Below are 14185 nucleotides of genomic sequence, written 5' to 3' on the forward strand. Positions count from 1 at the left end.
ATAAGGCCAATAGCAAATCTAATAGACAAACGATGAAATTATATGGAAGAACAGCCTTTTTTTAAGGCCGAAAACGATAGTCTTATTTTTATAAAACAAAAAAAGAGACTGAAAAATCAATCTCTTTTTTATCTATTTTTTAATATTGTTACAATCCGATTACAGGCATTGATAACATTAAAATGTTTTCGTTGTCTTCAAGACCATCAAGCGGTTCGATGATTCCCGGTCTGTTCGGCTGAGACATTTTCATTGTGATATCGTCTGACCCAAGAATAGTCAACATTTCTGTTAAGAATTTAGAGCTGAATCCAATATTGATGTCTTCTCCGTTATAATCGCAAGGAATCTGCATATCTGCCTTGTTTGCGTATTCCGTATCTTCTGCATGAAGGTGAAGAATGTTTGCAGACAGCTTAAATCTTACCTGATTGGTAGATTTGTTTGACATAATAGAAGCTCTTTTGATTGCTCCTAATAAAAGGTTTCTGTTGATCGTTAATACGTTTGGATTTTCTTTTGGAATTACCGCTGTATAGTTGGGATATTTTCCATCGATCAGTCTACAGATCCAGATATGTTTACCAAAAGTAAACTTAGCCATGTTCTCGTTGAAGTCGATGGTAACGTCTTCATTCGAGCTTGCCAAAATATTTTTGAAAATATTCAGCGGTTTTTTAGGCATGATGAATTCCATTGGTTCGGCATTCATCAAATCTGTTCTTTTATAAACAACCAGTCTGTGAGAATCGGTAGAAACAAAGTTTGTTTCATTTTCTCCAAACTGGAATAATACTCCCGTCATTACAGGACGAAGAGAATCATTACTTGTTGCAAAAAGCGTATTGGTAAGTGCTTCAGACAAAACGCCTGCAGACATGGTAACACTTTGAGAAGCGTCAAATTCCGGCAATTCAGGGTAATCATCCGCATTATCTAATGCTACTGCGAAATTATCTTTTTCATCCAAAATCTCCAGCTGACTTCCCGTTCCTTCCGCATTGTCTTTTACCGCCAACGTAAGAGGCTGCTCTCCGTAAGTCTTAATAAAATCTTGAAAAATCTTAGCAGGAACAGCAAATTTCCCCGTATCATCAGACTTCACTTCAAGAGAAGTCACAAGAGTTGTTTCGCCATCAGATGCTGTAATGGTAACGTTGGTTCCGTCTAATTCAAAAAGATAGTTTTCTAAAATAGGTCTCGATTGAGAGCTTGATATTACACCACTTACAGTTTGTAACGCCTTCTGCAGTTCACCACTTGAAATAATAAATTTCATAGATTTAAAAATAAGTTTCTACAAATATAATAAATAGAAAACAGATAGAAAAGAATAATTAGGTGAGTTATTAACAACCATCAAAAGAATTTTATAAATATTTCGCTTTCACTTTTGTTCGACACAGATTATATTAATAGGATCAATTACCTATTACTTTTCATCAATTAAGTATATTTGTCAATAAATTTTTACCATGCGAAAACCACCAATCCATACAAGTTTTCTAAACGCTTTCCGAGGTGTTTTTTTAATGATAAAAAGTGAAAGAAATTTTCAGATTGAAATGTTAGCTTTTGGTATCAATCTGTTTTTAATTTTTTATTTGAAGCTTTCTTCAACAGATACCATTTTAATTTTAACCGTCTCGTTCGCAGTTTTATCCTCTGAAATTTTCAATACCGCTATAGAAAAACTCTGCGATATTGTACAGCCGGAGTTTGACAGAAGAATTGGTTTTATCAAAGATATTGCTGCAGGAGCTGTTATTTTAATGACAATTTTGTCGGTTGTTGTCGGAATTTTGATCTATTGGAAATATATTGAAGCTATTTTCCAACATATATAAATCCTGACTTTCCTGATTTAAAAAATGTTTCTATTCTTTTATAATCATCCACTTCATATTCGTCGGCTTTTAGAATTTCTTCTTCTGTAACTTCAAATAAAACACCTTCTACCTCATCCTCTACATTTCCGGAAAACACTAAAATCGGATGGTATTTCTGATTACTTTTTCGTAAAACTTCAGGATCTGTGATTTCCAGCATTTCAAGTTTAAAGCCCTTCAATACATCTTTTTCGCCTTTTAAAATCCGTCCGAAAGTTTCGATCTGAACCTGCTCTTTTGCAAAGTCCCGTAAGAAAATAAATTAAGCATTACAGATATTTTTCAATAATTGGGATTGCAATTTCAGCCATTATTCCATAGCCTTTTTCATTAGGATGAACGCCATCAGCCGAAAGTAAAATTTCTTTATCTTCTAAAAAAGCAGAATAAAAATCAACATAATGTAATGAATTTTCATCTGCGATATTTTTTAAAATTTGATTGTAAACCAAAACTTCATGATTTGTTCTCAGCTTTCCTGAAGCAACAACAACTCCATCTACGTTTTTAGAAAAAGGCAGAATGCTCACCAAATAAATATCATCGGAATATTTTTTTGCTTCCTGAATGGCAGCCAAAATATTCGTTTCAAACTTTTCCGGATTTACCATCTGAACTCCTTCTTTCATAGCCAGATCATTGGCTCCATAACCAATGAAAATGATATTTCCATCTGCAGCATTTCTTGCTTCCATTTCGTAAGGCATTCTTTTTAACAAACCTCCCGTTGTTTCGCCACCGATTCCGAGATTGAAAATAATCAATTCATTACTGCCCTCATTGTATTTTTGCAGGGCATATCTTTTCAGAATATCTACCCAACCGCCAAAAACGCCATCGTATTCTCCGTAAGTAATGCTGTCTCCGAAGAACAATCCGTACATCATCTTTTTCATTTGCTTTTTGAATGTTTATTATTTGATTTTAATTTAAATAAGAATTTCTGAGATGCTTCGACAGGCTCAGCATGAAACCTTGCTAATACTAACTGTTTTAACCTTTATGATACTAAAAATTGCATTCATTGCATTGAGCTTAATTAACCTTAACTTCTTAAATAAAATCTTAATGGTTTAATTAAAAATCAATCCAAAATTAGTGTAATATTTTTATGTGACTCTATAATTTCAATTAAAATTTCAAATAAGGTTTGCCCTTTTCCTTCAATCAATTCCAGTTTTGCTGAATTAATTTTACATTAAAAAGCTTTCCAATTCGAATTTTATTTTGATAAAATTCTTTTGTTGCAGTAAAACCCAGATCTTCTTTTGATTTTTGTGAATTTTTCCAGATAATATCAGTTTTTACTCCATACAAAACATCATTGAACCCGTCCAAAGTTCCTACTTTCCAATCCTCATTTTTCATAAAAAGTTGAGAAACTTCTTCGTAGAAACCTTCCAGATTTGAAAAATGACTGCCATTGATGACAGTCATTTTCTTTTTATTGTTATTTGAAGTATTCAACTCCATTTTTAAAGATATTGTGGTAATTCGCGGTTGGAATATTTTTCATCAATCCTTCTGCAAAACGTTCCGGATGTCCCATTCTACCGAAAATCTTTCCGTCCGGACTTGTGACACCTTCAATTCCGAACAATGAATTATTTGGATTGAATGGCATTCCGTGAGCAATGTTTCCTTCTAAATCTAAATATTGAGTTGCAATTTGTCCGTTTTCATACAACTTCTGAATTTCCGCTTCCGAAGCCATAAAACGACCTTCACCGTGAGAAATCGGAATGGTGTAAACTTGACCTTTCATTCCTTTTAGCCAAGGCGATTCATCGTTGAGAACTTTCACATTGACCATTTGAGAAATGTGTCTTCTGATTGCGTTATGAGCCAAAGTCGGAGAATTTTCATCTAAATCTTTAATTCTACCGTAAGGCAATAATCCTGATTTAACTAAAGCCTGGAATCCGTTACAGATCCCGATAATCATCCCGTCTCTGTCCAGCAATTCGTGAACTGCATTTCTCATTTTTTCGTTTTTCAAAACGTTGACAATGAATTTTGCAGAACCATCCGGCTCGTCACCTGCAGAAAAACCTCCTGAGAACGCCAGAATCTGAGAAGTTTTGATTTCTTCTACCCAAGCATCAATACTTTCATCCAATAACTGGTGATTGATGTTGATCAAAGGCAGACTACTGATCGCAGCTCCTTCTTTTGCGAAAGCGTTCAAAGTATCATATTCACAGTTTGTTCCCGGGAAAACCGGTGCAAATACTTTTGGCTGAGCAATTCCGTGTTTTTTAATAATGATATTTCTTGGATTGATCGAGTTTAATTTCTCGTCGATCTCAACTGTTATTTTTTCTTTTTCAATTGTTGGGAAGAGATTTTCAAATGTATTTGTGTTGGCAGCTAGAAGTTTATTGATAGTTGTTGGTTGATTGTTGATGGTTAAAACTTCATCAGCAACAACTTCTCCTATCAAATGAAGGCTCACAGAGCTTAATTCTTCTTTAGATTCAATAATTAAGCTACCGATATTTTTAGCTAATAAAACAGATTCATCAACCGTAACTTCAGCACCTAATCTGTTTCCGAAGCTCATTTTTGCCAAAGCAACTGCAACACCGCCTTCTTTCACCGTTTTCACAGAAACGATTTTTCCAGCTTTGATGTTTTCGAAAATAAATTCGTAAACAGTTTTTAAAGCATCATAATTCGGAAGTCTGTTTTCCTGAGCGATATGATTGAAGAAATAGATTTTATTCCCTTCAGTTTTAAATTCAGGAGAGATAATATTTTTCTTTTCTCCGTTTGCACAAGCGAAAGAAATCAACGTTGGCGGAACATTCAGATCCTGATACGTTCCACTCATTGAATCTTTTCCTCCGATTGCCGCTAAACCGAAATTGATCTGAGCATCATAAGCTCCTAAAAGTGAAGCCAAAGGTTTTCCCCATTTTTCAGGATTTTGCCCTAATTTTTCAAAATATTCCTGGAAACTGAATCTGATATTTTTATAATCGCCACCCATCGCAACGATTTTAGCAACACTTTCTACCACTGCGTAAGAAGCTCCCAACAAAGAATTCTGTTTAGAAATCTCCGCATCGAATCCCCAACTCGCCAAAGAAACTGTTTCGATATTTTTTGCTCCGATAATTGGCAATGTTTGAACACTTCCCTCCATCAAAGTCTGTTGGTATTTCCCACCTAAAGGCATCGCAACCGTAGTCGCACCGATTGATGAATCAAACATTTCCAACAAGCCTTTTTGGGAAGCTACATTTTTATCGCTTAATATTTTTAAGAAATTCTCTTCATTAAATGCAGGAGTTTCTTCTTTTACTTCATTAAGGTGCGTAATTTTAACTTCCTGACTTTTTGAACAACCGTTCGTATCAAGGAATGCTCTTGATAGATCAACGATTTTATCGCCTTTCCAGAACATCTGCATTCTTCCTGAATCGGTCACTTTAGCCACCTCAACAGCTACAATGTTTTCAGCTTCACAGAATTTGATAAATTGTTCTTTATCTTTTGGTTCAACCACAACTGCCATTCTTTCCTGAGATTCAGAAATAGCAAGCTCGGTTCCGTTCAAACCTTCATATTTTAAAGGTAAAACATCAAGATTAACTTCCAAAGAATCAGCGATTTCACCGATGGCCACAGAAACACCTCCGGCTCCGAAATCGTTTGATTTTTTAATCAGTCTCGTTACTTCAGAATTTCTGAATAATCTTTGTATTTTACGTTCTTCAACGGCATTTCCTTTCTGAACTTCAGAACTCATCGTGTGGATCGAAGTTTCATCCTGTTCTTTTGAACTTCCGCTCGCTCCACCAACTCCGTCTCGACCAGTCGCACCACCCAAAATAATGATAGAATCACCAGCTTCAGGTTTTTCACGTCTTACCCAATCCACAGGAACCGCTCCAGCAACGAAACCAACTTCCATTCTTTTTGCTTTGTAACCTTCATCGTAGATTTCAGAAACCATCGTAGTTGCCAAACCAATTTGATTACCGTAAGAAGAATATCCGTTTGCAGCCTGTTTTGTGATTGTTTTTTGAGGTAATTTACCCGGCAAAGTCTGATCAACAGACTCCAACACATCTGCAGCACCCGTTAATCTCATCGCCTGGAAAACGAAAGAACGTCCGGACAAAGGATCTCTGATCGCTCCTCCTAAACAAGTTGAAGCCCCACCAAAAGGTTCGATTTCCGTAGGGTGATTGTGCGTTTCATTTTTGAATAATAAATACCAAGGTTCTTTTTTACCATCGTATTCAGCTTCGATCTGGATGGTACAAGCGTTGATTTCATCTGAAACAACTAGGTTTTCTAAATTACCTGTTTTATGGAAATATCTTCCGCAAACTGTCGCCAAATCCATTAAAGAAATTGGTTTCAATTCGCGACCTAAGAATTTTCTTTTCTCGATATAATCATTGAAAATCGTTTCCAATGTATGCTTGAACTGTCCTTCAAATTCAATATTTGACAACTCTGTTTCAAATGTTGTGTGACGACAGTGATCGCTCCAATAGGTATCTAAAACTTTAAGTTCAGTTTCCGTAGGATTTCTGTTCTCGGATTTAAAATATTCCTGAATAAATTTTAAATCGTCTAAACCTAATGCAAAACCATGTTTATTAAAGAATTCTTCAAGCTGAGCATCATCAAAACTGATGAAATTTTCATGAACAATTACTTTTGACGGTGTTTCTTCTGCAGGAATGTCTAAAATTGATAAATCTTTTTCCTGAGATTCCACTTTATTGATTAAAAGGTCTTTTATTTTTACTAGATCAGATTCCGAAACACCTTCAAATTCGATTAGTTTTCCGCTTCTTACTTTAGAATTCTCATTTCCAGTCAATAAAGCAATACACTGTTGAGCGGAATCCGCACGCTGATCGTATTGGCCAGGTAAAAATTCTAAGGCGAAATAAATTCCCTGCGCAGGATTCTCCTCGATTAAAATATCAGTAACCGGATCTACAAAAGTACTGTTAACCACTTTTTCGAACTCACCGTCATTTAATCCAAAAATATCGTAAACGTTATACACTTTTACGCTTTGGATAGACGGAACCACCGCTTTTACTTCATCAAAAATTTTTGGACTTTCCACATCGAAAATTCCTCTTTTTTCTACGAAAATTCTTTTGTTTTGAGACATTAGATGTCAGATATTTATTAGATTTATTTTTAATTTTAAATTGTCATTCCCAAGAACTATAAATCTATTCAAAGATTCTTCATTTCGCATACTCCATTCAGAATGACAGACACAAAAAAATGCAGCCGAAGCTGCATAGATTATACTTTAAGATCAGCCTCTAATCCTATCAAGTCTTTGTTTTGATCAATAATCGGCTGGACTTCATTTGCAATGAACTCTTCCGTCTGAATTGGTGCAAAACCAATGAAGTTTTTAGGATCAAGAACTTCTTTTAATTTTGATTTATCCAGTTTTAATGAATCGTCATTTAAGATTCTTTCGATAAGGTCATTTTCTTTTCCTTCTTCTTTTACTTTTTTCGAAGCTTCCATAGAATGAACTCTGATTACTTCGTGGATTTCCTGACGGTCACCACCAGCTTTCACTTCTTCCATGATGATGTATTCTGTCGCCATGAAAGGAAGTTCTTCCATAATATGCTTGTTGATTCTGTTCGGATACACCACAATTCCGTTCATGATATTGTTCCAGATCAATAGAATTGCATCAACTGCTAAGAACGCCTGAGGAATTGTTAATCTCTTGTTTGCAGAATCGTCCAACGTTCTTTCAAACCATTGAGTTGAAGCCACCATTGCGGAACTTGTCGTTAAAGACATTACGTATTTTGCCAACGCTCCGATTCTTTCGCTTCTCATTGGGTTACGTTTGTAAGCCATTGCCGATGAACCGATTTGGTTTTTCTCGAACGGTTCTTCAATTTCCTTAAGATTTTGAAGTAAACGTAAATCGTTTGTAAATTTATGTGCTGATTGCGCGATATTTCCTAATAAAGCAACAACTTTAGCATCGATTTTCCTGTCATAAGTCTGTCCGGAAACTCCGAAAACTTTTTCAAAACCGAATCTTTTTGACAATTCTTTATCTAGGTGCTTTACTTTAGAATAATCTCCGTTGAAAAGCTCTAAGAAACTTGCCGCCGTTCCAGTCGTTCCTTTCACCCCTCTGAATCTCAACGTTTCCAAGAAGAAATCAAGCTCTTCAATATCAAGAACCAGACTCTGTAACCAAAGTGTAGCTCTTTTTCCAACAGTCGTTAATTGAGCTGGTTGGAAATGTGTGAATCCTAACGTTGGAAGATCTTTATATTGAATAGCAAAATCTGCTAAGTTTTTCATCACGTTAACCAACTTTTTCTTCAAGATTAAAAGTCCGTCACGAATCTGAATTAAATCTGTATTATCTCCTACAAACGCTGAAGTTGCTCCCAAGTGAATAATTCCTTTTGCAGAAGGCGCCACATCACCATAAGCGTGAACGTGAGCCATTACATCATGACGGAATTTTTTCTCGTATTCTGCTGCTTTTTCATAATCGATGTTTTCAGCATTGGCTTTCAATTCGGCAATTTGCTCGTCTGTAATATCCAGGCCAAGGTCTTTTTCTATTTCAGCAAGGGCAATCCAAAGCTTTCTCCAATTCTGGAATTTATTGTTGTGAGAAAAGTTAAATAACATTTCTTCGCTTGAATAGCGTTCTTCCAAAGGATTTTTGTAGGAATTCATTCTTTTCTTTTACTTTTTTTAGATATGCAAAAATACTATTTTTCAGTGAGAGATAAAAATTAAGGCAGTTGATTTACTATTTTTATTAGAATAATCCAAAAGAACCTATTTTTAATGGGGTTACAACCATAATTACAAGAAGTTTTTAATTAAACACTCCATTTTCATTAGCCCCGATTGTAATGAAAATCCTTTTTTGAAAAAAAAGATTGAAATGAAAAGCGGGAAACAGCTCCGAAAAATAATTATGGTTGTTAGTTGATGGTTGATGGATTGCTCTTTAGAGTATTTTATGCAAAATATTGTTCTTATTAAAAACAAAAAAGCCACTCTTTCGAATGACTTTAAATTTATTGATAAATGACAGCATCATTTTTCTTAATCTGATATCCTGCTTTTTTATAAGGAACTAAAGTATAGGTGTCTTTTATATGACTTCCACTTTTCCAAAGTTTTTCTTTACCCTGCCTGTCAAGAATAATACTTTTGGCACTTGCATCGGGAATAAAAACCTCAGCTTTCTTCATGTCTTTACTAAAAATAACTGCCGTCATTGTAGTATAACTTTTGTCTGAGCTTACTTCTTTTAGCTTAATTTTCTGCTCGAAAACCCTTACACAATTATTTTTGATTTGTGAATAGGTATATCCCGCAGAAGCTTTACAGCCATGAACATCTTTGTCTCCTCCGACAACCGGAGCTTTTTGTGCAAACACAAAGGAGGCAAAGAACATTGCTCCAAATAAAATTGTTTTTTTCATGTTTTTAATATTTAAGTTTATAGTCTGGTTAAATTTATACCAAAATAGGATATCAGTTTATTTTATTCTAAATTACAAAAAAAGCCACTCAATTTGAGCGGCTTATAAAAATTTATTTTGTCCAATTGATTTTTGAATGTTTCACGTCGGAAGAGTTAGTCCCGATCATAATATCAAATTCTCCGGGTTCCCAATCGTATTTTAAATCTCCGTTGTAGAATTTCAAATTTTCAGGAGTAATATCGAAAGTCACATTCTTAGATTCTCCTTTTTTCAACATTACTTTTTGGAATCCTTTCAGTTCTTTTACCGGTCTTGTTATACTTCCCACCATATCTCTGATGTACAATTGAACAACTTCTGCTCCGTCATAATTTCCTGAGTTGGTTACTGTAACTGAAGCCTGAATCGTCTGGTTTCCTTTTGGATTTGTATTGGAAACCGTCATATCAGAATAATTAAATTTGGTATAACTCAAACCATACCCAAACGGATACAAAGGGGTATTACATTCATCCATGTAATTAGAACGGAATCTCTGATATTCGCATTTATCAACCAATGCCTGATCTAACGGGCGACCTGTGTTTTTAGCATTATAGTAAATAGGAACCTGCCCTAAGCTTCTCGGGAATGTCATCGGTAATTTTCCTGAAGGATTTACTTTTCCGAAAAGAACGTCTGCAATTGCATTTCCTGCTTCCGAACCAGCAAACCAAGCATTCAGAATAGCATCAGGAGTATCTTTTACATTCGTCAAAGCCAAAGGACGACCTGTGAAAAGCACCATTGCGATTGGTTTTCCTGTTTTCTTTAATTCATTTAACAAATCTACCTGAGACTGAGGAATCGTAATTTCAGTTCTTGAAGAGGATTCCCCACTCATTTCTGCTGATTCTCCTATTGCCAAAACAATAACATCCGATTTTTTTGCAATATCAACCGCTTCTTTCAACAGCTCCTCTTTTGAACGGTTATCTCTGTCGGTTTTTTTACCGTGAGCCGCATAAATATCTTCTAATTTTGCGTCATAATCAATATTAGCTCCTTTAGCAGATAGGAATTTTACTTCTTTACCATAATTCGCCTGAAGACCCTGCATTAAATTAACTGAAATCGCATGTTTTGTAGCCACACTCCAGGTTCCTGCCATATTCATAGAATTATTTACTAATGGTCCGATTACCGCAACAGTTCCTGATTTTTTCAAAGGCAGTACCTGATTTTCGTTTTTCATCAATACCATCGATTGAGCAGCTGTATTTCTTGCGATATTCCGGTTTTCCAAATTGTAAACCTCTTTTTCCGCCAATTTTGCACTTCCATATTTGTAAGGATCATCAAATAAACCTAAATCATATTTCGCTTCAAGGATTCTTCTTGCTGCCATATTGATTTCAGATTGTGTGACTTTTCCTTCTGATAAAGATTTTTTCAAGGTTGTTAAAAATCCTTCTCCTACCATGTCCATATCCACTCCTGCTTTCAGTGCCAAAGCTGAAACCTGCTGAAGATCTCCCATTCCGTGATCAACCATCTCGTTGATTCCTGTATAATCGGTAACAACGAAACCTTTAAATTTCCACAGATTTCTTAAAACGTCAGTTTGCAGCCATTTATTTCCGGTTGCCGGAACTCCATCTACTTCATTAAAAGAAGCCATTACAGAAGCTACACCAGCATCAACAGCTGCTTTGTAAGGCGGAAAATATTCATTGAACATTCTCACATGGCTCATGTCAACCGTATTGTAATCCCTTCCTGCTTCACCCGCTCCATATAATGCAAAATGCTTTACACAAGCTAAAATCGTATTTCCTATAGAAAGATCTTTTCCCTGATAACCATACACCATATTTTTAGCAATTTCACTTCCTAAATATGGATCTTCACCAGAACCTTCCGAAACTCTTCCCCATCTTGGCTCACGGGAAATATCCACCATTGGAGAGAATGTCCAGTTAATCCCGTCAGCGGAAGCTTCTCTTGCCGCCACTCTTGCTGACTGCTGAACCAAATTCATATCCCAGGAAGCAGCTAACCCCAATGGAATTGGAAAAGTTGTTTCATAACCGTGAATAACATCCATCCCAAAAATCAAAGGAATTTTCAGGCGGCCATTTTCTACAGCAACTTTTTGAACGGCTCTGATTTTTTCAGCTCCTTTTATATTAAATAGTCCACCCACTAAGCCTTGCTCTACCTTTTTTCCAATATCCGAGCTTTTAGCTAATCCTGTAGTAAAATCTCCTGAACTTGGTAAGTTTAGCTGACCGATTTTTTCATCTAATGTCATTTTAGATAAAAGATTGTCTACAAAAGCTTTCTTTTTAGACTGATATTGAGCCGTCTGATAAGACTGAACAGGCTTCGTTACCATTTCCTGCGCCGAAAATACAGGAGCTAATGCTAACGTTGCAATTACAATTAACTTTTTCATAAATCTATCTTCTTTAATTATAGTTTCTTTTTTTATTAATAATTTATTTTAAACGCAAAGCCCGCAAAGATTTTCTTTAAAATTATTCTGCATATTTTTCGTTCGCAAAGGCGTTTCACTCAGCAAAGACTTCTTGTATAAATATTTATACTAAATTATTTCTCTTTTCTTTTTGATAGCATCCATTCATACAATTTAGGATCAGAATAGGTTGAATCCCACGAATTATGATTATCATTTGGGAAAATCGTCAGTTCCGCAGATGGATTAACCGGATGAAGTTTTTGATAAAAATTGAATGCATTCTCTGGTAGAACCACATCATCCATTCCGCCATGGAAAATTTTCATATTTAAATTCTTGTACTGATCGATGTTTGCATACATTACTCTGTCTGTTGGAGCACAAACTGAAACTACAGCAGCAAACATTTCCGGATGCTCCATTGCCAGTTTTAATGTTCCCCAACCTCCCATAGAAAGCCCAGTAAGATAAATTCTGGAAGCATCAATCTTATATTTTTCCTGAATCTCTTTAATCAAATGATAAACCGTTACGGTATCCCACCAAGTATTTTCCGGACATTGAGGAGCTAAAATCGCTACAGGCTCCTTTATCAAATGTTTATAGGTAAAAGGGCTGTGGGCTTTTACAAGTTCTAAATTACTCCCTCTTTCACCGGAACCATGCAGAAATACAATTAACGGAACATTTCCTTTTGCCTTTTGAGGATAATCAAGAATGTAAGAGATTTTTTCCTGTCTTTTAATTTCTTTATTCAATTCCGCCTTGACCTCCTGAGCATTGACACTCAATGATAGTGGCAGAAGCAGAAGCGGTAAATGGATTAGTTTTAAATTCATTTTAATATTCAGATTTTGTTTGATTTTTAACATGCTTCAGATTAAAATACCATTAAGCTCTTAAAAAGATCATTTGATGTTATATTTCTCAGATTTGAAACTTAATTTCTTCAATCCCTGTTGGATTTCAGGAGCATTCATGAATAATTTCCATAAAAATCCAGTTCTGTAGTTTTCAATCATCGGAGCAATAGTCCCCTGATCGATTGCCAAATATCTCGGCGTGGTCCAGTTGTTATAATTGATTGAAGTTGCATCATAAGGTCCCGCAGAACCAATAAATTCAGGTTTCTGAGTGTACATAAATCTCAGGAAATCCATAGATTCTTTTGGTAAATACGGAAAACTGCTCAAAGCCGCCGTGGGAGTAATTACCCCACGGTCATTTTGTGGAAAGTGTGCATCATAACCTACACTTCCATCCTCATTTCTTGAATACCCAGCTGTTAATCCCCAATAATTCGGACCATAACCTTTCCAGCCTTTTGGATTTTCAACACAATATTTATAATCGATAAGCACCTGATTTTTATTTAAATCAAAATAATTTTTAATTAATTTATCAGATAAGTTCGTTGGGTCTAAACCAATATAAGAATATTGAGTCCAAAACAACGGTCCTCCATATTCTTCAGCCCCATTGTGCTTGACATACATCGGAAGCCCGTATTTTTCTTTATCTGAAAGATAAGTACCGTTTCTTGTCCATCCTTTGTAATAGGTTTCTGAGTCTATAGAGTAAGTGGGTGAAGATGCCGCTAAAATATAAGTAACAAGACATTCATTATAGCCCTGAAGCGGAAAATTCATTTCCCACTGATATTCCAGAGACCAGTGCCAGTAAAGAACTTTTTCTCCTCCTTTCGTATACCAGTTCCACTGAATACCTTTCCAAAGCTCATCACATTTTTTAGCCAGTGCTTTTTCCTCCGCATTTCCGTTTTTGAAATATTCACGAACCATCAAAATTCCTGAAGTAAGAAATGCTGTTTCCACCAAATCTCCGCCATTATCTTTTTTTCCAAACGGAACAGTCTTTCCGGTTTCTCCATTGATCCAGTGTGACCAAGCCCCTTTGTAACGGTCTGCTTTTGCAAGAAAATCCATCATAGTTGTCAATCGTTTCACCGCATCTTTTCTGGGAACAAAGCCCCGCTCAACTCCAACCAATATTGTTGCTAAACCAAATCCTGATCCTCCCGTTGTCACAACGTGTTTATCATTATCCGGATAGATATCGTCTTCGTGATAGCGCTCTCTTCCCAACATTGAATTGGGTTCCGCATAATCCCAGAAATATTTCAAAGCATCCTTCTGAACCCTGCTCATCAGCTGTTCATCGGTAATATTGCTTTTTACAGCTTCAATTTTTGAAACCTCTTGTTTAGCATTTTGAGAATTCTTGCAGGAAAAGGCAAATAGTGATGCTGCAATGATGGGTAATAGTATCCTTTTCATTGTATCATTTTTTTATTGGAATATAAAAGAAGAGGAGAACTTTCATTCTCCTCTAAAGTT

At 35.7% G+C, this 14185-nt stretch carries 11 protein-coding genes; 1 reads left to right on the top strand and 10 read right to left on the bottom strand.

What is annotated here, in order from left to right; all coding sequences use genetic code 11:
- Positions 1–148: 148 nt before the first annotated feature.
- Entirely contained in the window at positions 149–1279 is a 1131-nt protein-coding gene (gene dnaN / locus P0Y62_06090) for a DNA polymerase III subunit beta (GenBank protein ID WEK71123.1), read from the bottom strand.
- Between the two features lie 196 nt (positions 1280–1475).
- Here dnaN and P0Y62_06095 point away from each other — a divergent pair, with 196 nt between their 5' ends.
- A complete protein-coding gene (locus tag P0Y62_06095) occupies positions 1476–1847 on the top strand; it encodes a diacylglycerol kinase family protein (GenBank protein WEK71124.1) in 372 nt (123 codons plus the stop codon).
- Here P0Y62_06095 and P0Y62_06100 read toward each other — a convergent pair.
- The 9 genes from P0Y62_06100 to P0Y62_06140 all read right to left on the bottom strand — a co-directional run bounded on the left by P0Y62_06100 (position 1828) and on the right by P0Y62_06140 (position 14125).
- Positions 1828–2070 (bottom strand): gamma-glutamylcyclotransferase, encoded by a 243-nt coding sequence (locus P0Y62_06100; protein WEK71125.1) that lies wholly within the window; start codon positions 2068–2070, stop codon positions 1828–1830. The two genes, P0Y62_06095 and P0Y62_06100, sit on opposite strands and share 20 nt — an antisense overlap.
- 88 nt (positions 2071–2158) lie before the next feature.
- Positions 2159–2785: a GDSL-type esterase/lipase family protein gene (locus P0Y62_06105; GenBank protein WEK71126.1), complete on the bottom strand. Its 627-nt coding sequence runs from the start codon at positions 2783–2785 to the stop codon at positions 2159–2161.
- A 271-nt stretch (positions 2786–3056) separates the two neighbouring features.
- A complete protein-coding gene (locus P0Y62_06110; GenBank protein WEK71127.1) occupies positions 3057–3362 on the bottom strand; it encodes a ribonuclease inhibitor in 306 nt (101 codons plus the stop codon).
- Entirely contained in the window at positions 3340–7035 is a 3696-nt protein-coding gene (locus P0Y62_06115) for a phosphoribosylformylglycinamidine synthase (protein ID WEK71128.1), read from the bottom strand. The genes P0Y62_06110 and P0Y62_06115 overlap by 23 nt, the downstream gene beginning before the upstream one ends.
- Before the next feature lie 140 nt (positions 7036–7175).
- Positions 7176–8603 (bottom strand): adenylosuccinate lyase, encoded by a 1428-nt coding sequence (gene purB, locus P0Y62_06120; protein WEK71129.1) that lies wholly within the window; start codon positions 8601–8603, stop codon positions 7176–7178.
- Between the two features lie 350 nt (positions 8604–8953).
- Positions 8954–9364, bottom strand: a complete 411-nt coding sequence (locus tag P0Y62_06125) for a hypothetical protein (GenBank protein WEK71130.1) — start codon at positions 9362–9364, stop codon at positions 8954–8956.
- 112 nt (positions 9365–9476) lie between these two features.
- On the bottom strand, positions 9477–11804 hold the full coding sequence (gene bglX / locus P0Y62_06130; GenBank protein ID WEK71131.1) for a beta-glucosidase BglX: 2328 nt from the start codon (positions 11802–11804) through the stop codon (positions 9477–9479).
- A 155-nt stretch (positions 11805–11959) separates the two neighbouring features.
- Positions 11960–12667, bottom strand: coding sequence for a prolyl oligopeptidase family serine peptidase (locus P0Y62_06135; protein ID WEK71132.1), 708 nt, complete (start codon positions 12665–12667; stop codon positions 11960–11962).
- A 69-nt stretch (positions 12668–12736) separates the two neighbouring features.
- Entirely contained in the window at positions 12737–14125 is a 1389-nt protein-coding gene (locus P0Y62_06140; GenBank protein WEK71133.1) for a glucoamylase family protein, read from the bottom strand.
- Positions 14126–14185: the final 60 nt, after the last annotated feature.

It is taken from the genome of Candidatus Chryseobacterium colombiense (genome assembly GCA_029203185.1).
GTDB classification, from domain to species: Bacteria; Bacteroidota; Bacteroidia; order Flavobacteriales; family Weeksellaceae; genus Chryseobacterium; species Chryseobacterium colombiense.